Origin of the sequence: Thalassolituus sp. UBA6592 (assembly GCF_002433655.1) — a bacterium.
Taxonomy (GTDB): domain Bacteria; phylum Pseudomonadota; class Gammaproteobacteria; order Pseudomonadales; family Oceanobacteraceae; genus Venatoribacter.
This window is the reverse complement of the sequence record NZ_DJIO01000135.1, coordinates 23682-49218: the sequence shown is the minus strand read 5'-3', so window position 1 is coordinate 49218 and position 25537 is coordinate 23682. Positions and strand designations below refer to the sequence as shown.

Sequence of the window (25537 nt, the reverse complement as noted above, 5' to 3'; positions counted from 1 at the left end):
CTGAACAGAAAGAACCCGAGGCCGATTAGGCCCCGAATGGTGAAGATAAGCAAAACCCGTTATCCGGTGAATCGCAATGCTGCTCCGCTTAAGTGAACAGCATTGCGCTCAGTGCGGGCTTTTTTGTGTCAGAAGTTTTTACGTACACCAAAGACGAAGCTTGTATCTGAATCGTCATCATCACCGGCATTCCCGAACGGTGTTTCATCCGAGATGTAATCTGCTGCGATAAAAATATCCACATGGCCCAGCTCAGGGAAATCGCGGGCTAACTCTGCACGGAAAGTAAAGGCAGAATCATCAGCATCATCCGGCGACCAGTAGCCGGCAGACAGATCCAGGTAGAGGCGGTAATCGAGGTTTTTCTCGTAGCTGATTTCCGGGTACCAGTACTTGTTTTTCACTCCACGATAGAGCTCGATGGTGACATTGCGTGTCGGACTGGTGCCTATCTTGAATTCCGTTTCATCTGACAGACCATCGGTCAGATAGTTATAGGTCAGGATTTCCAGATCCAGGTTAAAACCGCCGTTAAAGCGTAGGTTGTAGCCGAAGTTCACATCCATCTCCACCGGCAGACCTTCCGAGTCATCCGGCGTATCAACATTAGAAAACCACACACTGCCATAGGCGTCGCCATTTTTAACGTCAGCACCGCCCTGAATCGCAGGATCGTGATCCGTCATGGTCAGGCCGCGGAACAGGTAGTCAGACACCAGCGCTGCGTTATAAGAAACATTGGCGGCCATGGCTGCAGAGGTCATCAGAAGCGCTGCCGGAGCAGCCAGTAAAGCAATCGGTTTCATGGGATCTCCCGGTTTATTATCATCGGCGGCAATATGTCACAGGCGCTGTGATAAAACCGTGAAAAACCTCCCTGTTATGACAATTCGCGCGCAACGCGCAAAGGTCAGTGTCGCTCAGGGAAGCAAACAGCGGACAAATGCTGATCAACTGCAGGCCCGCTTGTGATAAACTTAGCGACATATTTAGCCGTAAATTTTATCTCTCAATCAGGGCGTAAGACTGCGCACTGTAAGAGCGCCTGAAAGACCCGGACCACTCCGGATCACACAGGCACAGCCCCGTGAGTAAAACCGCATGAGTAAAGAATCCCCAGCCAGTTCCGCAACCGAAGCTCAGAAAGCAGCCCGCAGCGGCGAAAAGTTTCGCAGCGAACACGGATTTAACGCCATTAAAGACGGTATGCGGACCCGTAAAAGCGATGAAGCTGAAGCTCCGGTAACCCGCAAGCCGGCCTGGTTACGGGCGCAATTACCGGGTGGTCAGCGCTTTGAAGCCGTAAAAGCCAACGTGCGCAGCCACAAGCTGAGCACCGTCTGCGAAGAGTCCCACTGCCCGAATATGGGCGAGTGCTGGGCCAACGGTACTGCTACCATCATGGTGATGGGTTCAGTCTGTACCCGTGCCTGTAAATTCTGCGCAGTCGACACCGGTAACCCGAAAGGCTGGCTGGATCACGATGAACCGGCCAACACGGCTGAATCCGTCCAACTCATGGGCCTGCGTTATATCGTGTTAACGTCAGTGGACCGTGACGATCTCGCCGATGGCGGTGCCGCGCACTACGCTGCCTGTGTCAGCTCAATCAAGCAACGCACTCCGGAAGTCCGCGTAGAAGCCCTGACCCCGGATTTTGACGGTGTTGAAGAGCATGTCGCCCTGGTAGTGGATTCCGGTCTGGATGTGTTTGCCCAGAACGTTGAAACCGTTGAGCGTCTGACCCATGTGGTACGCGATAAACGCGCCGGTTACCGCAAAACGCTGGACGTACTGGCCTTTGCCAAACGCCACAACCCAGCTGTGATCACCAAGAGTTCAATCATGGTTGGCATCGGCGAAACCGATGAAGAAATTTATCAGACCATGGACGACCTGCTGGCGGCTGGCGTTGACGTACTGACCCTTGGCCAATACCTGCGTCCGACCAAAAATCACCTGCCGGTGGACCGCTACGTAACTCCTGAGCAGTTCAACCGCTACCGTGAAATCGGTCTGGAAAAAGGCTTTATGGAAGTGGCGTCCGGCCCGCTGGTACGTTCCAGCTACCGTGCCGATAAGATGTTCAACAAGAACAATCTGGGCATCGAATTACCGACCATTCCGGGTTCTGAAGCCAGCGCGGCAGAGCAGCCGGAAAATCTGATTCCGATCACCCCGGTCAGTCAGTAATTCTGACTCGCCAAAAAGACATAAAAAAGCCAGACTCAGTGTCTGGCTTTTTTATGTCTGCGGTCGCTGCGGTTACCTTAACTGCTGTCAGCCGGCGTCCGCCCCACCCTCCAGCAGAGTCAGCAGCTGGCGCTGTAATTCTTCCTCAACGTCGGCAAACGTCACTGGCTGATCCGTCTCGTTGACGATCTGAGTCATCTCCATACCAGCATAGCCGCAGGGATTTATGCGATGGAAAGGTTCGAGATCCATATCCACGTTCAGAGCCAGACCATGAAACGAACGGCCATGACGGATACGCAGCCCCAGAGAGGCAATCTTGCGCTCGCCAACGTACACCCCAGGCGCATCAGGTTTGGAGTGTGCGTCAATTGACCAGCGCTTCAGAGTGGCGACGATAGCGTCTTCAATGGCTGTCACCAGCGCGCGCGGGCCCCAGCCTTTGCGTTTGATGTCGATCATCAGGTACACCACCAGCTGCCCCGGACCATGATAAGTCACCTGGCCGCCGCGGTCGGCCTGCACCACAGGAATATCACCGGGTAACAGAATATGCTCTGCCTTACCCGCCTGTCCCTGAGTAAATACCCGCTCATGCTGCAGAAACCACAGTTCATCTGCGGTGTCTTTGTCGCGCCCGGAAGTGAACGCCAGCATGTCATCGTAAACAGCCTCATAAGGCTGCAGGCCGAGCGAGCGGATATGTGTATCTGTCATCAGATCACCATGTGCACGTATTCGTGGGCCATCAGGTCCTGATGCAGGTTCTGCAGCTGATCAATCCCGGTGGCGGTAATGTACACCGTCAGTGCGCGGAAGCGGCCGTTTTTGCTGTCACGCACGGAAATACGCTCAACATCCAGATCCGGTGCATGAATACGCACAATTTCAAGAATGACGGCTTCGTAGTCGTCCTTGCCATGGCCCAGAACTTTGACCGGGTAGTTGGCGCAGGGGAACTCAATTTTGGGGGCTTCGGGCTGGCTCACAGCAGGATCCTCTCTGAATATCAGAGCGCTATATGGTTATTGCCGGTGGGTAATTCAAGGTGCACCGGGTAAATAGCTTACCCGGTGACAGTCATGGCTGAATCAATCAGCTCAGGCGAACAGTTTTACGAAGAACATCTTGATGCTGCCCATCAGGCGGCCAAAGAAACCGGCCTCTTCGACAGAGGAAAGTGCAACCAGCGGGCGCTGTGCCAACACTTCACCGTCTTTACTGATGGTCAACGTACCCAGCTTCTGACCCGCTGCAATCGGTGCTTCAATAAATTCATCGGTGGCGATGTTCACATCCAGCTCACCTTTCAGGCCGCGTGGCAGAGTCAGAGACAGTGGTTTTTCCACGCCCAGCTCGACACTGTCAGTGGCGCCCAGCCAGACATCAGCAGACTGCAGTACTTCACCACCTTCATAGAGGCTGCGGGTTTCGTAATAACGGAAGCCATAAGCCAGCAGCTTCTGGGTTTCACGGGCACGGGCTTCATCGCTGCGGGTTCCCATCACGACGGCAATCAGACGGGTGTTTTCGCGGATGGCAGAAGCTGCCAGACAGTATCCTGCGGCTTCGGTATGACCGGTTTTCAGACCATCAACGGAAGGATCGCGCCACAGCAGCTTGTTGCGGTTTGGCTGGCGGATATCGTTGTACTCGTAGTATTTCTCAGAATACAGACCATAGTAATCCGGGTGATCATTGACGATGTGCAGTGACAGCAGCGCCAGATCGCGGGCGGTGGTGTAATGATCATCGGCAGGCCAGCCCGTGGCGTTAACAAAATGGGTATTGGTCATGCCGAAGCGTTCTGCATACTGGTTCATCCAGCCTGCGTAGGCTTCTTCCGAACCAGCAAAATATTCTGCCACGGCGACGGATGCGTCGTTGCCTGACTGCACGATAATGCCGCGCAGCAGATCAATCAGCTTCACCTGCTTGCCAACTTCGACAAACATTTTTGAGCCGCCTTTGCGCCAGGCTTTTTCACTGATTGGCACCAGAGTGTCTTCTGCCACATTACCTGTTTCCAGTTCATGCACCGCAATATAACTGGTCATCATTTTGGTCAGACTGGCAGGTGGAAGACGCTCATCGGCATTGTGCTCAACCAGAATCCGGCCACTTTCTGCATCCATCAGGATATAAGCAGAGGCATCAAGATCCGGGGCTTTCGGCACGATAACTGCTGCCTGTGAAGTAAAAGACAAAAAGGTAAATAAAGTAACTAACAGAAGACGCATATAGGGACTCAAAACCGTCGTTTGGATACGGGCGCGCATTGTACCACGCTGAATGTTTTTTGCAGGCCGCAAAACGGCCCCGGAGGGAAAGACTGACTGACTGCTGCTAAGTTCCCGGCCGGAGGTGAAAACCCGACCGGGAAATGCACATTAATCCGAACTCTGACGAACCAGCGATGTTTCCCGCGAAGGGTGCAGGGTAACAAACGGATTGTTATCCGCTACCGCTTCAAAGCTGTGACGCAAACGGAAAGTGGTATCCATGCGGCGCAAACACAGAGTAAGGCGCACCGTCAGCCAACGATAATCGGCTTTATTTCCTGTATGAATCACCACCGAAGCATCGTTATCCAGAATCGCTTTGCACACAGGCTCGAGCGAATCAACGATATCGCGGTTGCGGTCGGCGAGCAGTTTGTCTTCCACCGGATAACTGGCAATAGGCGCAGAATCTTCTTTTGCTTCATTCCACAATTCTGCAACTTCTGCTGCATCCGCAGACACAGCAGCAGCTACCGCTTTACTGGCCACAGGTTGAGTTGCTGCAGGCTTTTTTACTGTAGATTTGGCCGCTGCGAGACGCTGCGCCTGGGCTGCTTTTTCTGCTTTTTCAGCCGCGGCACGACGCTGGCGTTCTTCCTGCTGACGCCGTTGCTGCTCTTCTGCCGCCTGCTTTTTAGCCTGAGCAGCAAGGCGTTTTTCTTCTTCCGCTTTGCGTTTCTGCTCCGCTTCCGCCCGGGCTTTTTCTTTTGCGGCAGCCTGTGCCAGCTGGCGTTGACGCTCCAGCTCGGCTTTATCCGGCGCGGTATTTTCAATACTGGCGGCCAGCTGAGGTTTGCCCTTGAAGACGTTATCCAGCTTTGCCTGCGCCTCTTCCAGCCCCGGGGTCAGCGCTGCAACCAGCCAGACTTTATCCAGGTAACTCTGCGCACGGGCATAATCTTTCGCGCTGATCGCGCTTTCTGCCAGCTCGACATAGGCTTCGCCCCACTTATAGGTAAGCGGCACGATGCTGAAATCAAACGGATTTTCCTGACGGATGCGGTCAATTTTTTCCAGGGCATTATTGCCCGCCGGACTCGACAGTCGCTTGGCTGCGATGTCGGCTTTGATGGCCCCCAACAGGTCTTCATTAGCAGCCTGTACCGGCGACGCCAATACAGCGCACACCAACAGGGCATGTGATATTAATCCTTTCATGGATCTGCAGCTCTTCGTTGTTATCGTTTTAATCAGGCGCTTTGTATTACGGACCCCAATAAATCTTCTGTGGATTCATTCCGTGGCTCCTTAGGGTAAAATGCAGAGTTTTGGCCTCTATTGTCAAGTTTCTTTAACCCGGAGTGATCTTATGTGGCTGCGTGCCGGATCCGTTTTATTCGCCCTGCCGGGCGTTATTCTGCTTATTTTCTACGGCATCGAGATGTCAGCCATGACCGACTGCCTGCAAAGCGGCAAGCATTTCGATTTCGTTAATCAGGTGTGCGCAGAGACTGAACAGCCCATCGTTACCTTCTACCAGCGCCATACACTGGTGGTGAATCTGGGCATGCTGGTTTCCGTGATCGGTATGTTCGCCATGGTCTGGGGGATGCTGATCAAAGGCATGGCGCACCCTAAAAATGATCAGTAAGCCTGCGGTTGCCGGCTGATAATCCGCTGCGGTTTCAGCCGCAGCATTTCTTGAATTTTTTACCACTGCCACATGGGCAGTTGTCATTACGTCCTGGTTGCCAGCGACGGCATTGAGCATCGCCATCAACATAACGCCAGAAGCCATCGTCATCACGTCTGAAGCGCGACGTCTCAGTCAGCTCCTGATAGCCATCCTGATCACGGAAGCGCGCCGCAAAGCGCACCCTGCCCTTATTACCCTGTTCAGATGCGTCGTAAATTTCCAGCCCGCACCATTGAGTATCATCGGCAACAAGCTCAGCAGGACGGTTTTCCTGCGCCCAGCTGCGCAACAGGTAATCAGTATGCCCCATTACAAACGCAGAATAACGCGAACGCATCAGTGCCTCAGGTGACGACGCCGGCTGACCGTTATGCAGCAGACCGCAGCAGACAGCGTAATCAAGGCCTGATCCACAGGGACAGAGCGTCACTGCAGTGCTCCGTTACCGCCGGTGCGCACCATTGAGAATAATTTCTCTACCGCGGCAACCAGTTCATCACTGCGTTCCGGCGAACCCAGCACCGCCATAAAGTGCGGGCGCATACCGGGCAGAGACAGCAGATCACCAACCAGCGCGTTAAATGCACCTTCACCCTGATCGTTGCGCGCCAGACACTCGAGATAATTCAATAACAGATTGCCGCGCAGGTCGCGCCAGCAACGGCTGCCCAAAGCGGCCAACAATTCAATGGAGTGTTTGGCCGGGTGCTGCAGCAGTGCCTGTAATAACAGAATACGCTGATCGGCATTGACGCTTTGTGAGAGTGCCCGGGCAAAGGCGGCAAGGTCCGCCGCATCGGCGCCCTCAGCCACGACTTTTGACAGGGTATCGTTGATCACTGTGGTCAGCGCCTGCCCTGGTTGCTGACTTTCCAGAAAACCCAGCAAGGCATTGCGCGGTACCTTTGGCATATGCGGCAATGCATTCTGCACCAGCAGGCTGTTGTGATCTTCGTCCAGACGGGCAACGACTTCGGCCAGCCCCTGCAGACCCAGCTGCTGCCATTTATCCCAACCCATATCACCGCTCAGATAGGCCCGCGCAGTGCTGTAATACTGAGTGGCATCCTGACCCAGAGCGCGCAGCGCCAGCGCATGAAAATACGCCATGCGGTTCGCATCCGGCTTATAACTGCACGGCGCTTCGCCATGCTGTTTTTTTGGGGCGGCAGCGACCTGCAGCCAATGCTGCAGAAAGGCATCCCGCGGGCCCGGCTGCAGAATGTTCTGTTCGTCCAAAGGCAGTTTCAGGAACCAGATATTGTGCTGGCCCGGCTCATCCGGATTCCAGCTGAGAATACCGAGCCACGCCTGCTTCAGATACGGCACAGGATAAGGTTCCGCCAGCGCTTCAAAGCGGGCGAAAAAATCCACCGGGATTTCCTCGATTCTGCGCCCGAGATCAAATACCCGCATTTGTGCGCCACTGTTGGCTACCAGTTCACCGATGGTCACGACCTGCCCCTTATCTGCTGATTTGGCGCGGAGTTTACCAGTTTTTAGCTGGCTTATGCCCGCCACGCTGACAATTACAGTCAAAGACCAACGGCGATCATAGGGAAACAGGCGAAGCCCCGGGCGTTTTCGGTTATCCTGAGCGGGCTAATTTCCGGGAGAAAGAATATGCCTTTTGTTTTTGCAGCTCTTGCAGGTTTTATCATCGGCGGCGGTGTCGTTGGCTACATTTTATCGCAGCGCTGGAAAGCCCAGGTGCAGGAAGCTGAACAGGCACTCAATGAGATCGCTGAGCAACACCGCAAAGAACAACAGGAAAGCAGCGCCCTGAAACAGGAGCTGGCGGGCATTAAGTTCGAACTTAACCAGACGCGCAACGAATTACGCGCGGCAAAGAAAGCCGACGACTAAAGAAAAGCCGACGACTAACGAACAGCAACGACAGTCGCTGCCCTCCCAAACGTCGATAGCCCTTATTATTTTGAACGCCGCGCCAGCAGACTGCTGACCACAAACGCCAGCACGCACACGACAGCAAAGATCAGCAGCATGCGCGGTCCGGAAATATGCTGCAGCGCCTCCTTACCCAGCCAGTAAACCGGTAACAGCCAGGCCGCCGCCCAGGCACAGCCGGAGAGTATATTCACCCACCAGAAGCGCGCTGCTGGCATATCACACACCGCAGCAACCGCCGGAATCAACGGCCTTAACGGTCCGACAAACCGTCCGATGGCAATGCTCACCACGCCATAGTCGTGAAAGAAGCGGTAACCGCGCTCCAGCCATTGTGGATGATCCTTAAGCACTGGCCACTGATGCAGCCCTCTGCGGCTGAAACGCCCTATATGAAAACTGATGCCATCGCCGGCAATGGCTCCGAGCGCCCCCGCCAGCCACCACCAGAAAGGCGGTAACCCCGCAGCCGCAGCCGCCAGTGTCAGCGCCACCAGCCCGGCCATGCCGGGTACCAGCAAACCAATCACCACCAATGATTCCACCGCCGCCAGCAGACATACCATCACCAGCAATGCCGGTGCGGACTGCATCGCCTGCTGCAGAAATTCGCTCACGCTGTACTCCTCCGTCATGGTACACAACTGGCACCATGGTCTTTCTGCCCTTCACAGCAGAGGTTAATGACTTTATTCTGCAGTTACCGGATCAACCTATAACAAGAATAATAAAACGTATGACTTCTCACTCTCTGCCCGACAGCCAGACCAAAGACACAGCAGATACCTCACGCATCAGCATCAGCGCCCACTACACCGGCCAGGTCTGGTACCGGCACGGTCTGTCGCAGCGCGAATTTGTAACACCAGCTGGCCGCATCGCTGGCCTGGCGCTGGCGCCGGTTAATGCCTTCCTGCGCTCCGTGGCTGGCGCGGATATTGATACTTTTCTGTTACAGCGTCATCGGGTCATCGACCACCTGGTCAGTGATCTGATTGAAAATCACGGCGTCACTCAGGTGGTGGAAATCGCTGCCGGGCTGTCGCCCCGGGGCTATCGTCTGCGCCGCAAATACCCGCATATCCGCTATGTGGAGGCTGACCTGCCAGCTATGGCAGCACGCAAAGCGCGCCTGCTCAGTGAACTTGATTGCGGCCCGGAGCATCAGGTAATGCCCTGCAATATTCTGCTGAATGATGGCCCGCTATCGGTTCACTCACTGCTGAACACGCTGAATCCTGCGGCACGCACGGTCATCGTCACTGAAGGTCTGGTGAATTATTTCGAACTGCCGCTGATCCGTGAAGTCTGGTCGCGCATGGCCGTCAGCCTTAAGAAATTCGATGCCGGATTCTACGTAACCGATCTGTATCCCGATTTTGCCGATCATCCGTCTTACCGCTATGTGAAACTGGCCCAGAAACTGGTCGGCCTGTTCACCCGCGGACAATGGCCGCTGCACTACTCTTCAGACGATGCAATCCGCGCCGGGTTCCATGAAGACGGTTTTGATAAGGTTGAGGTGCATGACCCCGCAGCGTTTTACGATTCGCTCAATCTGCCGCGCGCCAGAACACAGACTCTGGTGCGCCTGATCCGCTGCTCAGTCAATGCCTGAAGAAACAGCAGCCAGACGCTTCATTAATTAATCAGAAAAAGCTGCCAGCTGCAGGCTGGCACGCTTTTGTTTCCTGAGTTTGGCTAACAGGCGCTTCTCGGCATCTTTGGCGTCTTCGCCCGGCGTCAGCCCCATAGACGCAGCGCTCAGAGAAATTTCCGCAAAGGGCTGCCAGGGTTTCTGCTGCAGGCTGCGTTTGATCCGTTCCATCAACACCAGCGCACCGTCCTCGGCGCAATGCGGCAGAATCAGCGCAAACAGATCGTCCCCAAGGCGGAAGACTTCATCACCGGCCCGGATCATCTGCTGGGTATTCTGCGTAAAATATGGCAAAAACTGCGACATCACCCGGTTACCGTGAATATCAATCAGCTGGCGGTAATCATCAATCGACAATCCGATCAGACTGACGCTCTGCCGCGAATGTTCGCTGCGTGCGATTTCACGTTCCAGCGTGTTAAAGAAATGGCGGCGGTTATAAGCGCCAGAGACCTGATCGGTCAGCGCCAGACGCTTCAATGAGGCAATTTTGAGCATCATCAGATAAGCAAAACACCAGGCCGACCCCAGCAACAGCGAATAATTCACCCCGGTTCTTAATGCCCGGGCAAACCCTTCATCCATCCACAACAGAATCACCATAATCACAGCCACCAGCAGATTAATCAGGGTGGCGGCCGCCAGTGGCAGAGCAAAATAACTGAACATCGGCAATGCAAACAGGCAATGCGTCATCAGCTCCGGATATTCTGGCAACTGATACAGAGCCAGCCCGGCCAGCGTGATGGTCAGCGGATAATTGATCCAGGCGGAGCTGTCGTGATTGCGGTTAATAAAGATATAAAGACTGCTGAAAATAAGGACCGGAATTGCAATCGCATTGCTCAGCACCAGCGAATACAGGCCCTGACGATACTGATCATACATAAGCACAGCGATGGCCGGTGCCGCCAGCAGATACACTATGGTCTGCAGGCGTGGCAGCAGTTCTTCCCGGGTAAGGTTATTCAGCATGCTGCAGGCCCTCTGTTAACCGGCTGATCAGACTGTCGGCATCGTCGTCCGGCCGGTAAAGCTCGGCGTGCAGCGTGAGGTTACAGATCACGCCTGGCTCCTCGTCATCCTTCGTCTGGCGCAGCGATGCCATCAGCTGCTCAGCCTGGCGCTGATGACTGTGTGGCATCAGAATAACAAAATCATCGGTATCGAGGCGGTAACAGGCATCGTAACGACGCAGGGCACGACGCAGCTTTTTACCCAGCTGCACCAGTTTCTGCTCATAGTCTTCTTCCTTCAGCCGGCTCCACTCCTGCGGTGTCGCCACCGCCACCAGACACAGGTCACTGCGCTGACGGTCAGCCCGGGTCATCTCTTTATTAAGATCAAGATGCAGCTGAAACTCGTTGTAGACCTGAGTAACCGGATCGGTGTTGACGATTTCCCCCAGCGCCCGGTTAGTCCGCTCATTGATCAGGGCAAACATCACGGAAAAAGTAAAACAGGCGGCGTAGGTAAACAGCATCTGCAGGCGGGTGTAACTGCTGAAATCATCCAGAACCAGAATCACCAGCGCCACACTGTAAGCCATAGTGATGTAAGTGGCGGGCTTAAACGGGAAAAGAAAGTAAATATAGACGGGGACCAGATAGACCCAATGCGCGACATCCGCATTCTGATGCATACCAAACAGAGTGAATAACAACAGCATGCTGGCCAGCACCCACTCCGGATACGGCGACGAGCGTTTACGCCGGCGCAACAGCAGATAAGCGGCAAACATTACCAGAAAGAACGAAAATGCCGCGGCGATGACGGCAAACTGCTTTTTATTTTCCAGCAGATCCAGTGCTGCGATCACGCTCAGGCCCAGAGCCATCAGCAATGAATACAGAACCTTTACCTGCTGCATAATCAGATTGTGAAAATGTGCCTTTTCCATAATAAGGAAGACGTCCCGTCTGCTGAACCATACAGGATGGCGTTATCCTGTACCTCTTGGTGTATACTAGCGCACTTTATCCGATATTGAGTTCAGGCTTTACTGATGAACGTAGCTGAGTACATGCAGACTCTGGGTCAGAACGCCCGTCAGGCGGCGCGCGCTATGTCCAGAGCCACCACCGAAGACAAGAATAAAGCCCTGCTGGCCATTGCCGGAATCATCGCCGAACAGCGTGACCGGATCAAAGCCGCTAACGAGCAGGATATGGAACAGGGCCGCCGCAATGGCCTCGATGCCGCCCTGCTTGATCGTCTGGAATTAACCGACGACCGCATCGACACCATGATTGAGGGCCTGCACCAGGTAGCCTCTCTGGCAGATCCTGTGGGCGAAATCACTGACCTGAAATACCGTCCAAGCGGCATTCAGGTGGGTAAAATGCGCGTGCCTTTAGGTGTGATCGGCATTATTTATGAAAGCCGCCCGAACGTAACCATTGAAGCCGCATCTCTGTGTCTGAAATCCGGCAACGCGGCGATTCTGCGCGGTGGTTCTGAAGCCATTAACGCCAACCAGGCGCTGGCTGACTGCATCCGTGCCGGTCTGGAAGCCTCTGGTCTGCCGGCTACCTGTGTACAGGTGGTGGAAACCACTGACCGCGAAGCCGTTGGCCAGCTGATTACCATGCCTGAGTATGTGGATGTTGTCGTACCGCGTGGCGGCAAAGGCCTGATCGAACGCATCAGCCGTGATGCCAAGGTCACTGTAATCAAACATCTGGACGGTATCTGTCACGTCTATATCGACCAGTTTGCTGACAAAACCAAGGCCATCAATATCGCGATTAACGCCAAGACGCATCGTTATGGCACCTGCAACACCATGGAAACCCTGCTGGTGCATGAAGCCGTAGCGGCAGATGTTCTGCCGGAACTGGCCGAAGCCTACCGTGGTATTGGTGTTGAGCTGCGCGGTTGCGAACGCACCATGGCGATTCTTAACGACATTAATGCCGCCTGCCCTGAAGACTGGGATACCGAATATCTGGCACCGATTCTGGCGATGAAAATTGTCGATACGCTGGAACAGGCCATGGATCACATCAATGATCACGGCTCACACCATACCGACGCCATCATCACCGAAAACTACACACTGGCGCGCCGCTTCCTGACCGAAGTGGATTCCAGCTCAGTGATGGTGAATGCCTCTACCCGTTTTGCTGACGGTTTCGAATACGGTCTGGGCGCGGAAATCGGCATCTCCACCGATAAGATTCACGCCCGTGGTCCGGTTGGTCTGGAAGGCCTGACATCACAGAAATACGTGGTGTTAGGTAATGGTGAAATCCGTCAATAATCGGGAAAAACGCTGGGCGGTGCTCGGCGGCACCTTCGACCCGGTGCATATCGGTCACCTGCGGATTGCGGTGCAATTGCGGGATCTCGGCTTTGAAAAAGTGCTGCTGATCCCCAATCATGTTCCGCCACACCGGCCACAGCCTCAGGCCACCGGCGCTCAGCGTCTGGCCATGCTGGAACTGGCCTGCGCCCGTCTTGATGGCGTAGATACCAGCAGCATTGAGCTGGAGCGTGATGATCTGAGCTACAGTGCTATCACAGTAGAAGCCCTGCATGAGATGTACACTGACGTCGGCTTTACCTGGGTCATGGGTCAGGACGCCTGGCAGGGCTTTGAACACTGGCACAAACCCGGTGAACTGCTGGACCAGGCAAACCTGTTGGTTATCAGTCGTCCCGGTGTGCGCAATGTCAGTCACTGGCAGGAGCAGCAGCTGGAACAACGGGAATGCAGTATCCGTGAACTGTTAGCCTATGAAGCAGGTCGAATCTGTCTGCACCACTGGCCGGAGCTGGATGTATCGGCTTCCGACTTGCGCCGCGCCCTCAAGCAAGGCGACAATGTAACCTTTCTGACGCCGGACGCGGTGCTGGAATATATTGATCAACAACAACTCTATCGATAGAAATTAATGCAAGCTGACCAAATAAAAGATCTGGTAACCGAAGCGCTGGACGACATGAAAGCGCAGAATATTGTTACCCTCGACGTCCGCGGACGCACTTCCGTTACCGACTGGATGGTCATCGCCACCGGTACCTCTAACCGCCACGTTGCGGCTGTCGCCAACAACGTAGAAGTCAAAGTCAAAGAAGCCGGTCTGCGCCCGAATGGCACAGAAGGGCGCTCTGCCTCTGATTGGGTGCTCATCGATCTGGTGGATGTCGTCGTCCACGTAATGACCGATCAGTCCCGTCATTTTTACGATTTAGAACGCCTGTGGGGTGAACCGGACAGCGGAAGCAGCGACGCATGAAGCTGAGGCTGCTGGCCGTCGGGCACAAAATGCCCGCATGGGTTGAGCAGGGCTTTGCCGAATACGCCAAGCGCCTGCCCGCCGACTGCAGTATCGAACTGGTCGAAATCCCTCCTGGCCACCGCGCCAAAAACACCAGCAAAGAAAAAGCCATGCAACAGGAAGCGGAAGCCCTGCGCAAAGCCATTCGTCCCCAGGACCATGTGGTTGCGCTGGATGTGCTTGGTGCTTCCTGGTCAACTGAAAAACTGGCCTCACAGCTGGAAAACTGGCGTATGCAGGGTGGCGATGTTGCCCTGCTGGTCGGTGGTCCCGATGGCATGACCGACGACGTTCTGGCACTGGCCAAACAGCGCTGGTCACTGTCTGCCCTGACCCTGCCCCACCCGCTGGTGCGGGTCCTGCTGGCGGAACAAATTTATCGTGCCTGGAGCATCCTCCAGGGCCATCCTTACCATAAGTGAGGCCGGCTGATGTGGGAACATTCATTCAGAGATAAGGTGGCGGAGCACAGCCTGTTCCGCGCCCGGGCCATTGTCCTGGCTGTGTTTATCCTGATATTCCTCGGTATCCTCGCCTGGCGCATGGCCTACCTGCAGATTACCCTGCATGAAAAATACAAAGACCTCTCCGAAAACAACCGGATTCAGCTCCGTCCAATTCCTCCTAACCGTGGCCTGATCTACGACCGCAACGGCGTACTGCTGGCAGAAAATATTCCGGCCTACAGTCTCACTCTGGTGCCGGAACGGGTGAAGAATATGGACGAAACCCTGAACTTTCTCGATCAGCTGATTGGTATCAGTGAGCGCGATATTGAGCAGTTTGAAAAACGCCGTAAAACCCGTCGCCGCCCGTATGAACCGGTAGTGCTGCGCCACAAGTTGAGCGAAGAAGACATCGCCAAGGTAATGGTGAACCGCTTCTACCTGCCCGGCGTGGATGTCGAAGCCCAGCTGGTACGGCATTACCCTCAGGGCGAAGCCTTTGCTCACGCTCTGGGCTATGTCGGCCGCATTACGCAGGGTGAGCAGAAACGCATCGACGCCGACGACGATATGAAGCGCCGTTACAGCGCCACCCGGGTGATCGGTAAAATCGGTGTTGAAAAACAGTACGAAAATGATCTGCACGGTGAAGTTGGCTACCAGAAAGTGGAAACCAATGCCCGCGGCCGTATCATCCGTGTGATCGAACAGCAGGACCCGATTCCGGGACAGGATATCACCCTGAATCTCGATTCCCGCCTGCAGAATCTGGCGCGTAAAGAAATGCAGGGCATGCGCGGTGCGCTGGTTGCCATTGAAGTCGCCACCGGCGCCATCGTCAGCCTCTACAGTAACCCCAGTTTTGACCCCAACCTGTTCGTGACCGGTATTTCCCACACCAACTTTTCCGCCCTGCGCGACAACCCGGACCTGCCACTGTTTGACCGTACTGTGCGCGGCCAATACCCGCCGGCGTCAACGCTGAAACCGTTTATTGGTCTGGCGGCACTCAATGCCGGCACCACCAACTGGAAAGAAACCATTAACGACCATGGCTGGTTCCAGCTGGAAAATGACGAGCGCCTGTACCGTGACTGGAAACGTCAGGGTCATGGCATTGTGAATATGGAACGGGCAATCGTGGAATCCTGCGATACCTATTTCTATGAAATGGCCGTACGTACGGGGGTGGATTCCATCTCGCCGTTTCTCAGCCAGTTCGGTTTTGGCCGCGACATGACGCTGGATGTGATCAACGCCCTGCCCGGTCTGCTGCCCGACCGTGAATGGAAGAGTCAGCGTCATGGCTCATTCTGGTATGCCGGTGATACCGTAAACATGGGCATTGGCCAGGGCTATACGCTGGTCACACCACTGCAACTGGCCACCGCCACTGCGGTACTGGCCAATCATGGGGTATGGAAAGTACCGCATCTTATTTACGCCCATAACGACCAGGTCGATGAGATCGCCCACGGCGACATTCCCGATATCGAATTACGCGATCCCGCAGATTGGGATCGCATGAGTCATGCTATGCAGGAAGTGGTTTCCGGTCTGCACGGTACCGCGCGCCGTCTGCTTCCCAACCTGAAATACCCGATTGCCGGTAAAACCGGTACAGCGCAGGTTGTGGGAATTAAGCAGGATGAAGAATACGATTCTGAGGCCCTGCGTGAGCGTCTGCGTGACCACGCGCTGTTCGTCGCTTTCGCACCGGTGGAGAAGCCAGAAATTGCCATCGCCGTAGTGATTGAAAATGGTGAGTCCGCCGGACGCACGGCAGGGCCTGTGGCACAAAGCATTATTAACGAATACCTCGGAGGCGCGGAAGGCTGATGGCGAGTACTGATTTCAGCCGCACCATGGGCAGCGGCGAACACCATTCCGGCTTCGGGCGCAGTCAGGCGATGTTCCGCAAGGTGCACCTCGATCTGCCTCTGACCTTACTGCTGCTCATCCTCGCTGCTGGCGGTCTGTTGATTCTGTACAGTGGCAGCGGTCAGATGATGGGCATGGTCGAACGTCAGGCCATTCACTTCGCCATTGGCATGGTGGTCATGGCCATCGCCGCACAGATTCCGCCGCGTATTTACCGCAATCTTGCTCCGTGGGCTTATCTGATCGGCGTGCTGGCGCTGGTCGGTGTACTGGTGATGGGCGTTGGTGCCAAGGGGGCGCAGCGCTGGCTGGCACTGCCCGGTCTGCCGCGTTTTCAGCCATCCGAACTGGTCAAGCTGGCACTGCCATTAACCGTGGCCTGGTATATGTCGCGTCATCCGGTACCGCCAAAATTTACCCATCTGCTGAAAGCCATCATTATTATTGCTGTGCCTACCGTTCTGATTCTGAAGCAGCCGGATCTGGGGACTTCCATTCTGATTTTCGCCTCCGGTGCGCTGGTGCTGTTTTTTGCCGGTATGTCCTGGTGGCTGATTTTATCCTGCGTCAGTCTGGTAGCCGCCTGCGCGCCACTGATGTGGTTTTTCGTAATGCGTGAGTATCAGAAACAAAGGGTACTTACGTTTCTCAACCCGGAAAGTGATCCGCTCGGTTCCGGCTGGAATATCATTCAGTCGAAGACCGCGATTGGCTCCGGCGGTATTGATGGCAAAGGTTTTCTGCAGGGTACTCAGTCACAGCTTGAGTTCCTGCCGGAAAGCCACACTGACTTTATTATTGCCGTGCTGGCGGAAGAACTGGGGCTGATCGGTGTACTGATTCTGCTGTCCGTTTATTTCCTGATTATTATGCGCTGTCTGTATTTGTCTTCCCGCTGTGAAACTCTTTTTGGTCGTCTGTTGTCCGGTAGTTTATCTGTGACCTTTTTCATATATGTTTTCGTAAACATAGGTATGGTCAGTGGCATCTTACCAGTGGTCGGCGTACCCTTGCCTTTGGTGAGTTATGGCGGCACGTCAGTGGTCAGTCTGCTGACGGCATTTGGGGTACTGATGTCGATGGCGACTCACCGCCGCAGTTAAAACGGCAATTACAATAAGCAGGAAAGTGCATGCAAATTATGGGAAAAAAACTGATCGGAATTGGCAGCCTGTTATTTTTCAGCGCGTCATCAGCACTGGCAAATTACGATCAACATGAGCGCACCGAAGAATTCATCGCCGAAGCCAGCAAAGAATACAAACTGAATCCGGATGAACTGCGCAGCTGGCTTGCAAAGGCTGAAAAAATGGATTCGGTCCTGGAGGCCATCCAGCGTCCTGCGGAAAAAGTTCTCGAATGGGACGGCTATCAGGATATTTTTCTGACCAGCAAACGCATTTCTGCCGGTAAAGCCTTTATGGAAAAGCATGCAGATCTGCTCGCTGCAGCAGAAAAAGAATATGGCGTCAGCAAAGAAATCATTGCCGCGATTATTGGCGTCGAAACCTTCTACGGTACCCGTCAGGGTGGCTACCGGGTTCTGGACTCACTGTCCACGCTGGCCTTTGACTATCCTAAACGCCCGCTGTTCTGGCGCGAACTGAAAGCCTTCTTCTCACTGGCCGAAAAAGAAGGCCTTGATCCGGCCACCATCAAAGGTTCATACGCCGGCGCTATGGGCTATGGCCAGTTTATTCCAACCAGCTACCTCGCCTATGCAGTCGACGGTGACGGCGATGGCAAACGCGACCTGTGGGGCAACCCGGCGGATGCCATTTTCAGTGTTGCCAACTATTTCAAACGCCACGGCTGGAAATCCGGTGAAGCTGTAATCCAGCGTGTGCATGTCTCCGGTGATAAGTACGAAGAGATCATCAATGACAGCCTCAAGCCTAAATGGACAGTGGCCGAGCTGGAAGCGCTTGGGGTTAAGCCGACGGAAGCGATCGCCGGTGATCGCCCAGCCAATCTGGTGCGCCTGCAGGGCAAAAACGGCGCGGAGTTCTGGCTCGGTGAATACAACTACTACGTAATCACCCGTTACAACCACAGCCGTCTGTACGCGATGGCCGTGTACCAGTTGAGTGAGGCACTTAAGTGATATTGACCGGGCGCCTTTGCGCCCTGTTCTGCCACCGCCTTATTGACCAGCGCGCAATGACAGGTACTTCAGGCCGGCATTCAGCCCTGCTGGCAATGATCGCAGCGCTGCTGCTGGCCGGTTGCAGCAGTGCGCCTTCCCGCTACCAGCATGATCAGGATTTCACGCCATCGCCGCTCACAGAGCAGCATGAAATGGCAGAACCTGAGCCCAGAATTGAACCCCGCAGTGCCATGGGTAACCCTGCCAGCTACAAAGTATTTGGCAAGGAATACCATGTAATGGACAGCGCAGTGGGCTATAAAGAACGGGGAATTGCCTCCTGGTATGGCATGAAATTCCATGGTCACCGCACGTCCAACGGCGAAATTTACGACGTCTACCAGTTCACCGCCGCGCACAAAACCCTGCCTTTACCGTCTTATGTAAAAGTTACCCGACTCGATAACGGTAAATCCGTCATTGTGCGGGTGAACGACCGTGGCCCCTTCCATGAAGGCCGTATTATTGATCTGTCCTACGTCGCCGCAGTGAAACTGGGAATAAATAAGCAAGGCACTGCAGAAGTGGAAGTTGAAGTGGTGCAACCACCCCATGACGACAGCGTGCGTTGGGTTCAGGTCAGTGCATTATCGGATATCAAAGCCGCAGAACGCCTGCAACAGACTCTGCAGCAAGCCCTTATGCCAATGCAGTGGCCGGTTAGCATTACCACGCCGGATACCGTAAAGCCGCTGCACAAAGTCCGTATCGGTCCCGTACCGGAAGGGGAATCTCTCGATGCGGTGCTGGCCCGCCTGAAAGAAATCAATATAACCGATCCCCTGCTGCTGGCGGTTCATCAGCTTTAGGGCTTCTTTTTCTAATGCTTACTGCGTTTCTGTTCGCTTCGTTTAACTTCATCCCTTTAACTTCATTCCTTTAGCCCCCTTCTCTTATTCTCATCCTTTTCTTGCCCAGCTTGCTGACTCAGACACAGATTGGCAGTGAACAGGCGAGTTGGCAGGTAAATGGCAGGCAAAAAAAAGGGCCACAACCATTGTTGGGCCCAGAGGCAAGGTACTCAGCGCAGAAAACAGGAGGGCTGATGCCCAACGACCACGTTTGCAGCCGCCCCCGGTGCCCTGTCAGCCCGGGGTAAACGACTGACGATTACTCGCCAGTTCCGTGTTTTTGCATATCTTTTTTGACGGCAATGTATACGCCAGCAAAAAAGGCGCAGGTAAGACCTACGATCAATAAACCGGAAATAACCACTTCATCCATAAACATAAGCTTTACCTCTCGTCGCATTTCGCCGGGTCTGTGCCAGGCATGATTGCCGGTATGAAGCTCGTCAACTGGGTTGATCCTGCCCGAACCACTGGGCTCGTCCGGCGTCGTTGAAGTAACTTTAGCAAGGCGCCGGAAGCCGGAATTGATTCAAATCAAGTTAAAAATCGCGCTGAACGCACTTAAATCCACACATTGATTCAGGTCAAATATCCTTATTCAGCCAATGGTTAATGGTGCAAAGATTGCTGAGGATGGAGGCGCAAAAACTACTTAATCGGAACAATTACGCCGGATTAGTCATTTTGCCGATTGGTATTTAAGCAAAGTGCGGGCAAACTAGGATCACGGGCAATAACAAAAAGTCATCAAATGGCAACCAGGAACACAGGGATTCAGGATGAGCATTCGATCATTGTCAGCAACCCTGCTGGCGATTCAGATAGTGCTGCCACAGGCGGTTAATGGGGAAGAATTCACCGCTCAGGCCAGTGGCGATGCGACACAGTCAGAGGCTGCAGCAGACACAAGCCTGCCGGCAACACTGCAAAAACTTAACGAACTTTTTCGCGCTGACGACTACGACGCCGCCTACCAGCTGGCTTCAGATAGCGCTGCAGATTACGAAGGCGATGAGAGTTTCGATTTCTTCTATGGTTTCAGCGCCATGCAGTCCGGCCATGCGGATCAGGCCGTTTTCATCTTTGAACGGCTGAGTAACAACTAGCCGTACAATCCCAGATACCAGACCGAACTGGCGCGCTGTTACTACACGCTCGGTAACTACGCTGAGGCCGAACGTCTGTTCCTGCAGATTAAAGAGCTGAATCCGCCGGAAAATGTTGCCCGCAGTGTGGATAAATTTCTCGATGCTATTGAAGAAAAGCGTCGTCAGCAGCAATCCATTGCCTCAGCCCTGATTACTCTGGCCGGCGGTTACGATTCCAACATCAACAGCGCCACGGATCTTGAGGAAGTGGAAGTTCTCGATTTTGTTCAGCCCGTGCTGCTCAACCGCGACTCGCGCGAACAGGACAGTGGCTACCTGCAATTACGCGGCGTGGCCAGTTACTCCGCGCCTATGACCCGCCGCAGCCGCTGGAATATCGGTGCCGGGGTCAGCCGCAAAGACAATACCGACAGCAACGCTTTCGACCTTGATACCGCCAATCTCAACGCCGGCCTGCAATGGCTGCGCGGCACACATACTCTGGGCCTGAGCGCCAATTTCAGCCATTACTGGTTTGGCGGTGACTCGCTGCTGAATGATGGTGGCCTGCGCTTCAGCTGGAAAAACCAGCGGGCCAGCGGTTTACGTTATACCTCAGACATCAGCTATAACCTGCAGCGCAACCGCGTGGATCAGGAACTGGACCTTAACCGTCTGCAGTGGCAGGCCGGTATAGGTTACAGCCAGCCGCGCTGGAGCACCGCCCTGACACTGCTGCTGGCCACGGATGATCCGCAAACCGATTATCGCGGGCGCGACACCGCCGGTCTGTCATTACAGGGAATTTATCGCGCTGGCGCTGCAACCAGTATTTACTCGCAGCTACAGTACCGCGCTTATCGTTATCAGGAAGCACTGCCGACAACCAATATTCTGGCCGCTGGCGAAACCCGGGATGACGACCTGGTGCAGTTTCTGGCAGGTGCCCGCCATGCTCTGCATAAGCAGGTATCCCTGTACATTCAGGCAAATGTAATGGATTACAGCAGCAATATTGATCTGTACAGCTATGATCGTTACCTGGCGGAAGCCGGGGTGAATCTGACTTTCTGAGGACGCCACTATGAACAGGATTTCTTCCGCCCTTAAGGCTGCCCTTCTGCTGCCACTGTTATTACTGGCGCTGCAGGTTCAGGCCCTGACCGAATCCGGCCACGTCATTATGGTCAAAGGCGAAGCCAACGCCATTTCTGCGGACGGCATCAGCCGTGAACTGAAGCGCCGCGATGCCGTGTATGAAACCGACACCATTGTCACCGGCGATAACAGCCGCATTCAGATCCGTTTTATCGACAAAGGCATGCTGGCATTAAAAGCCAACAGCCAGCTGAAAATTCAGGCCTATCATGATGCCGGTGCTGAAAATGCCGAGCCCCAGGTACTGCTGGAGCTGGTAGAAGGTGGTTTCCGTACCCTCACCGGCAGCATCGGCAAAGGCAACCGCGAAGCCTATAAAGTCGAAACCCCGGTGGCCTCCATCGGCGTGCGCGGCACCCTGTACAGCATTCAGCTGCAACGCGGTGATCTGATCGCAGGTGTGTGGGAAGGCGGTATCCGTATTACCTCGCCAATGGGCAGTTTTAATCTGGGTATGGATGCCGACTTCGCCTATGGCATCGTCAGTGGCAACGGCTTTACCGGCCTGCTGCAGGCTCCACCATCACTGGACGAAGCGCCGGATACGGACTCGGGCTCACAACAGCAGGCGCCTGCACAGGACAACACCCAGGCCGCGGCCGACATTCTCAATAGCCTGCTCAACAACCCGGATGACGTGACCTCCGAGGAATTGGGTGAAGCGCTGGAAGCGCTGAAGGATCTGGGCATCGAAGTGGTGGAAGTGCCTGATCAACCAGATACCCCGGAACCCGATACACCTGAGCCAGTGGAACTTATTACCGCCGCACAATTGGCCGATCTGCTGGCATCCCCCGAGCGGGCAGTGATTTCCTCAGGCGCCCATGGTGGCAGCCTGGCCTACCTCACTGATCTGGATGGCACCATGTCTTTCGTACGCATGGACGGCAATACCATTGCTGATGTGATTGATGTCACTCAGATGGGCAGTGCAGATTCTGCTGCGGTTGCGGACCCGACCATCGCTCTTACGCCGACAACGCTTGTGTCCTGGGGCGTATGGAATGGCAGCAGTGAAACGCCGCTGTCCTTCCAGCAGGAAGGCGATGCGCAACCCGGCGCACTGGAAGAGCCGCTTTACTGGGCCATTGCGACTCCGGTGGATATGTTTGAATACAGTAATGCTGCGGAAATCACAGGCATTGTTACCTTCGTCGTCGAAAGTGGTATCGGCTCAGACAATCAGGGCTACGACATGACGTCAGCTTATGGCGACTTTCAGCTGGATCTTGATACCGGGGAAATCAGTACAGGCACTCTCTTTATGGACATAGGTACCGACATTGAAAGTACCGTGGGAAGCTGGAATGTCGATTTTGAAGGCAACCTGATCAATGTTGATGGCACAAGCCAGATAACTACGATACTGACTGGTGGCGCATTCAGTGACTTCCTGACCGATGGTTCTGTGCCGCTCGACCTGAACGCCAGCAACCTTAACGGCATGCTGTTCGCACCGGACCCGCAACAGGATCAGATTCTGCCCAACTTCCTCAGCGCCTTTTATCTGAAGACCATTATCGACTCCATCAATCCGGACCCGCGTACACTCAACGGTCTGCTGATTTGGAGCTCATTCCCGGGCACATTGCAGTAAATACTCACCGTGCTGAGAACAAAGAAAAGCGCCATACGGCGCTTTTCTTTTATCCGCTGAACAACGATTGCTTACTGGATCGATTACTTACTGGTATGGCGATACACCCCATCCCAGTCCCCGGGCAACGGCTGATCTTTTAACTCCGCTATCCTCTCAAGATAGATGTGGTAAATCTTTGCGCCATGGGCCTGGGCAAGATGAGTAAACAGCACGCTGGCTTTATCCCACTGCTGCTGAAGATAAAATCCGCGGGCACGGCTGTAATCATCCAGCTCTGTCAGCAGTTCTTCACCAGCATCGGCGGCAAGACAGACAGGCTCGTACACATCCACGGCTTCTTCCTTGCCCTTCACCTGAATGCGGTCAATAAAACGGAAAAGGTAATCGCCGGCCTGCTCCCGGGTAAATTCACTGACCAGAATTTCAACACCGTAAAACTTGGTCAGACTTTCCAGACGCGAACCCAGGTTCACCGCATCACCCAGCACGGTATAGGCCCGGCGGTAAGAAGACCCCATGTCACCGACGTTCATCAGCCCGGTGTTGATACCAATGCCGATGGCGACTTGCGGCCAGCCACGCTGTACAAATTCAACGCTCAGTTTGCGCGTCACCTGCTGCATCTGCAACGCTGCAGCTATGGCATGACTGGCATGCCGTTCATCGTCCAGTGGCGCCCCCCAGAAAGCCATCACCATATCGCCTACGTATTTATCAATGGTGCCTTCATGATCGAAAATCACTTTGGTTACCGGGGTAAAATAGCTGTTCAGCAGGGCTTTCAGATCTGCAGCACTCAATCCTTCAGAAATACTGGTAAAGCTGCGGATATCACTGAACAGTACCGACAGCTCTTTACTCTCCCCGGTGAAGTGATAGGCATCCGGGTCTTTCACCATACGGTCGATATGAGCGGGCGGTACGTACTGATCGAACATGCCTTTTAACAGGCGGCGGCTGCGGTTTTCCCGGGTAAAGCCCCAGCCCAGATTCAGCATGGTCAGTGATACTGCCAGAATCAGCGCCGCCGCTACCGGCAGATCGAGCCGGTAATTAACCCACAGCGCAAGATTACCGGCGACCAGCAATGCCGCCGCCAACGTGCTCAGCAGCACGGCAGATAATGGCCCCAGTGATGGCAGCCACAAAGACAGCAGAGCCCCAAGCAGTACCAACACCGTCAGGGTCGCACCAGCCTCCCATTCAGGGCGGTAAGGAAAACCATCGTTGAGAAACGCGTCGATGATGGTGGCATGCACTTCGACGCCGGGATACTGGGTTTCCAGCGGCATGGTCCTGAGGTCAGCCAGGCCGATTGCCGAGGTTCCCACCAGCACAATCGCACCTTCCAGTGCGCCGTCCGGAATATTGCCCTGCAGCACATCAGTAGCGGAAAAATACGGGAACGTTTTGCGCCCGCCGCGATACGGCACAATGACCTGACCAGAGGCATCCGTACGGGCAAACATATTACCCAGACCAACCCCACGGATCACTTCAACATCGCCGATCCTGGCCTTTTCCAGCTGTATTACCCGGTCAAACAGATAAGTGGTCAGGGTCGCCAGTGCCAGCGACGGATAAAGTTCATTGCCATAGCGGATCAGCAACGGCGCCCGGCGTATGGCACCGTCGGCGTCGTTCAGTGTGGTAACAAAGCCGCCGTCTGCCGCGGCCTGCTGCAGCTCAGTGAGCGGGGCTGCATAGCCCGGCCTGGTGATAACGACCAGATGGTTAATTTCCTCTGCAGACAGGCGGTAAACCGGCTTGGGTAAAGCACCGACAGATACCCCGCTTTCATCCAGAAAAAAATTACCCAACACCACATCTGTGGCAGGCAGACTTTCGACAAAGCGGGCATCGGCATCAACCAGTGGGCGCCAGTCTTCATTCAGCTCTTCACTGCCCTCTCCATGAGATTTCAGACGCTGCTGCAGTTCATCCAGCGGATTAGGTTCAGGCTCCGACAGCACCACATCAAAAGCAGTCACCACAGCACCGGCCTCTGCCAGACGGTCCACCAGTTCGGCCAGACGGAAACGACTCCAGGGCCAGCGTCCTTCGGTGGCAAGTGAGCGCTCATCCACATCAAGAATAACGATGGGCTGCCCGCCCGTTGTCTGCGGTTCAAGCGCCAGTCCGGCGGCAAAGCGCCAGTCGTAAAGAAGGTAATCGAGGCGCTGAATCCACTGCCCCATGCCTTTTGGACTCAGGGACAAAAGAATTATAAGGAAGGTAATCGCAATACCGGTTAAACCGGGCAAGCCGCGCCCTGACGAGACAAACCTGAACATGAAGTTCCCCGCTGACATCCCTGCTGAGAGCTGTGCTCCGCTGTTGTTTTTATCACCCGCCAGTCTGCGGTTGCAGTGAACCGGGGAAAGATTCTTATAGTAGCGGCAGTGCTC

The 25537-nt window shown here is 54.6% G+C and carries 27 protein-coding genes; 15 read left to right on the top strand and 12 right to left on the bottom strand.

All coding sequences use genetic code 11. The features are described from left to right. Positions 1–128 precede the first annotated feature (128 nt). Positions 129–806 (bottom strand): TorF family putative porin, encoded by a 678-nt coding sequence (locus B2Z72_RS13390; RefSeq protein WP_296981261.1) that lies wholly within the window; start codon positions 804–806, stop codon positions 129–131. 295 nt (positions 807–1101) lie between these two features. Here B2Z72_RS13390 and lipA point away from each other — a divergent pair, with 295 nt between their 5' ends. Then, the gene (lipA, locus tag B2Z72_RS13385; protein ID WP_296981259.1) at positions 1102–2193 is read left to right on the top strand and encodes a lipoyl synthase; all 1092 of its coding nucleotides are present in this window, start codon (positions 1102–1104) and stop codon (positions 2191–2193) included. Between the two features lie 87 nt (positions 2194–2280). On the opposite strand, the gene lipB is transcribed toward lipA, so the two are convergent. The 4 genes from lipB to B2Z72_RS13365 all read right to left on the bottom strand — a co-directional run bounded on the left by lipB (position 2281) and on the right by B2Z72_RS13365 (position 5633). Beyond that, the gene (lipB, locus tag B2Z72_RS13380; protein WP_297005021.1) at positions 2281–2910 is read right to left on the bottom strand and encodes a lipoyl(octanoyl) transferase LipB; all 630 of its coding nucleotides are present in this window, start codon (positions 2908–2910) and stop codon (positions 2281–2283) included. After that, complete coding sequence (locus B2Z72_RS13375) at positions 2910–3182, bottom strand: YbeD family protein (RefSeq protein ID WP_296981256.1); 273 nt, start codon at positions 3180–3182, stop codon at positions 2910–2912. Before B2Z72_RS13375 ends, lipB begins: the two co-directional genes overlap by 1 nt. A 111-nt stretch (positions 3183–3293) precedes the next feature. After that, entirely contained in the window at positions 3294–4433 is a 1140-nt protein-coding gene (locus tag B2Z72_RS13370) for a D-alanyl-D-alanine carboxypeptidase family protein (protein ID WP_296981254.1), read from the bottom strand. 150 nt (positions 4434–4583) lie between these two features. Further along, positions 4584–5633 carry a hypothetical protein gene (locus tag B2Z72_RS13365; protein ID WP_296981252.1) on the bottom strand — a complete coding sequence of 350 codons (1050 nt, stop codon included), beginning with the start codon at positions 5631–5633 and terminating at the stop codon, positions 4584–4586. A gap of 151 nt (positions 5634–5784) precedes the next feature. Here B2Z72_RS13365 and B2Z72_RS13360 point away from each other — a divergent pair, with 151 nt between their 5' ends. Beyond that, complete coding sequence (locus B2Z72_RS13360) at positions 5785–6066, top strand: hypothetical protein (protein ID WP_296981250.1); 282 nt, start codon at positions 5785–5787, stop codon at positions 6064–6066. Positions 6067–6100: 34 nt separating this feature from the next. Here the strand turns inward: B2Z72_RS13360 and B2Z72_RS13355 are convergent, their stop codons facing one another. Further along, positions 6101–6541 (bottom strand): YchJ family protein, encoded by a 441-nt coding sequence (locus B2Z72_RS13355; protein ID WP_296981249.1) that lies wholly within the window; start codon positions 6539–6541, stop codon positions 6101–6103. After that, positions 6538–7566 carry a DUF3549 family protein gene (locus B2Z72_RS13350; protein WP_296981248.1) on the bottom strand — a complete coding sequence of 343 codons (1029 nt, stop codon included), beginning with the start codon at positions 7564–7566 and terminating at the stop codon, positions 6538–6540. The genes B2Z72_RS13355 and B2Z72_RS13350 overlap by 4 nt, the downstream gene beginning before the upstream one ends. A 168-nt stretch (positions 7567–7734) precedes the next feature. On the opposite strand from B2Z72_RS13350, the gene B2Z72_RS13345 reads away from it, so the two are divergent. Beyond that, a complete protein-coding gene (locus B2Z72_RS13345; RefSeq protein ID WP_296981246.1) occupies positions 7735–7977 on the top strand; it encodes a hypothetical protein in 243 nt (80 codons plus the stop codon). A gap of 65 nt (positions 7978–8042) precedes the next feature. Here the strand turns inward: B2Z72_RS13345 and B2Z72_RS13340 are convergent, their stop codons facing one another. Then, the gene (locus B2Z72_RS13340; protein ID WP_296981244.1) at positions 8043–8636 is read right to left on the bottom strand and encodes a DedA family protein; all 594 of its coding nucleotides are present in this window, start codon (positions 8634–8636) and stop codon (positions 8043–8045) included. A 119-nt stretch (positions 8637–8755) separates the two neighbouring features. On the opposite strand from B2Z72_RS13340, the gene B2Z72_RS13335 reads away from it, so the two are divergent. Beyond that, positions 8756–9637, top strand: a complete 882-nt coding sequence (locus B2Z72_RS13335) for a class I SAM-dependent methyltransferase (protein WP_296981243.1) — start codon at positions 8756–8758, stop codon at positions 9635–9637. Positions 9638–9664: 27 nt separating this feature from the next. Here B2Z72_RS13335 and B2Z72_RS13330 read toward each other — a convergent pair whose 3' ends face one another. Both B2Z72_RS13330 and B2Z72_RS13325 read right to left on the bottom strand, forming a co-directional pair. After that, the gene (locus B2Z72_RS13330; RefSeq protein WP_296981241.1) at positions 9665–10651 is read right to left on the bottom strand and encodes a GGDEF domain-containing protein; all 987 of its coding nucleotides are present in this window, start codon (positions 10649–10651) and stop codon (positions 9665–9667) included. Then, positions 10641–11576, bottom strand: a complete 936-nt coding sequence (locus B2Z72_RS13325; RefSeq protein WP_296981240.1) for a GGDEF domain-containing protein — start codon at positions 11574–11576, stop codon at positions 10641–10643. The genes B2Z72_RS13330 and B2Z72_RS13325 overlap by 11 nt, the downstream gene beginning before the upstream one ends. A 105-nt stretch (positions 11577–11681) precedes the next feature. Between B2Z72_RS13325 and B2Z72_RS13320 the strand changes: the two genes are divergently transcribed. Genes B2Z72_RS13320 through B2Z72_RS13285 form a run of 8 tightly spaced genes read left to right on the top strand, consistent with a single transcriptional unit; the run spans position 11682 to position 19241 of the window. Continuing rightward, entirely contained in the window at positions 11682–12938 is a 1257-nt protein-coding gene (locus B2Z72_RS13320; RefSeq protein WP_296981239.1) for a glutamate-5-semialdehyde dehydrogenase, read from the top strand. Continuing rightward, positions 12919–13566 carry a nicotinate-nucleotide adenylyltransferase gene (nadD, locus tag B2Z72_RS13315; protein ID WP_296981237.1) on the top strand — a complete coding sequence of 216 codons (648 nt, stop codon included), beginning with the start codon at positions 12919–12921 and terminating at the stop codon, positions 13564–13566. The genes B2Z72_RS13320 and nadD overlap by 20 nt, the downstream gene beginning before the upstream one ends. Positions 13567–13572: 6 nt before the next feature. Continuing rightward, positions 13573–13917 carry a ribosome silencing factor gene (gene rsfS, locus B2Z72_RS13310; RefSeq protein ID WP_296981236.1) on the top strand — a complete coding sequence of 115 codons (345 nt, stop codon included), beginning with the start codon at positions 13573–13575 and terminating at the stop codon, positions 13915–13917. Continuing rightward, positions 13914–14381, top strand: coding sequence for a 23S rRNA (pseudouridine(1915)-N(3))-methyltransferase RlmH (gene rlmH / locus B2Z72_RS13305; protein WP_296981235.1), 468 nt, complete (start codon positions 13914–13916; stop codon positions 14379–14381). Before rsfS ends, rlmH begins: the two co-directional genes overlap by 4 nt. Positions 14382–14390: 9 nt before the next feature. Beyond that, the gene (gene mrdA, locus B2Z72_RS13300) at positions 14391–16244 is read left to right on the top strand and encodes a penicillin-binding protein 2 (protein ID WP_297005017.1); all 1854 of its coding nucleotides are present in this window, start codon (positions 14391–14393) and stop codon (positions 16242–16244) included. Then, positions 16244–17389 carry a rod shape-determining protein RodA gene (rodA, locus tag B2Z72_RS13295; RefSeq protein ID WP_296981231.1) on the top strand — a complete coding sequence of 382 codons (1146 nt, stop codon included), beginning with the start codon at positions 16244–16246 and terminating at the stop codon, positions 17387–17389. Before mrdA ends, rodA begins: the two co-directional genes overlap by 1 nt. A 29-nt stretch (positions 17390–17418) precedes the next feature. Continuing rightward, the gene (gene mltB / locus B2Z72_RS13290; protein ID WP_296981229.1) at positions 17419–18390 is read left to right on the top strand and encodes a lytic murein transglycosylase B; all 972 of its coding nucleotides are present in this window, start codon (positions 17419–17421) and stop codon (positions 18388–18390) included. A gap of 56 nt (positions 18391–18446) precedes the next feature. Continuing rightward, positions 18447–19241: a septal ring lytic transglycosylase RlpA family protein gene (locus B2Z72_RS13285; RefSeq protein WP_296981227.1), complete on the top strand. Its 795-nt coding sequence runs from the start codon at positions 18447–18449 to the stop codon at positions 19239–19241. Positions 19242–19542: 301 nt separating this feature from the next. Here B2Z72_RS13285 and ccoM read toward each other — a convergent pair whose 3' ends face one another. After that, a complete protein-coding gene (gene ccoM / locus B2Z72_RS13280; protein WP_296981226.1) occupies positions 19543–19662 on the bottom strand; it encodes a cytochrome c oxidase subunit CcoM in 120 nt (39 codons plus the stop codon). 400 nt (positions 19663–20062) lie between these two features. On the opposite strand from ccoM, the gene B2Z72_RS13275 reads away from it, so the two are divergent. The 3 genes from B2Z72_RS13275 to B2Z72_RS13265 all read left to right on the top strand — a co-directional run bounded on the left by B2Z72_RS13275 (position 20063) and on the right by B2Z72_RS13265 (position 23126). Continuing rightward, the gene (locus B2Z72_RS13275; protein WP_296981224.1) at positions 20063–20389 is read left to right on the top strand and encodes a hypothetical protein; all 327 of its coding nucleotides are present in this window, start codon (positions 20063–20065) and stop codon (positions 20387–20389) included. 126 nt (positions 20390–20515) lie between these two features. After that, a complete protein-coding gene (locus B2Z72_RS13270) occupies positions 20516–21445 on the top strand; it encodes a hypothetical protein (RefSeq protein ID WP_296981222.1) in 930 nt (309 codons plus the stop codon). A gap of 10 nt (positions 21446–21455) precedes the next feature. Beyond that, the gene (locus tag B2Z72_RS13265) at positions 21456–23126 is read left to right on the top strand and encodes a FecR family protein (protein WP_296981219.1); all 1671 of its coding nucleotides are present in this window, start codon (positions 21456–21458) and stop codon (positions 23124–23126) included. 83 nt (positions 23127–23209) lie between these two features. Here the strand turns inward: B2Z72_RS13265 and B2Z72_RS13260 are convergent, their stop codons facing one another. Then, positions 23210–25423: a CHASE2 domain-containing protein gene (locus tag B2Z72_RS13260; protein WP_296981217.1), complete on the bottom strand. Its 2214-nt coding sequence runs from the start codon at positions 25421–25423 to the stop codon at positions 23210–23212. Positions 25424–25537 lie beyond the last annotated feature (114 nt).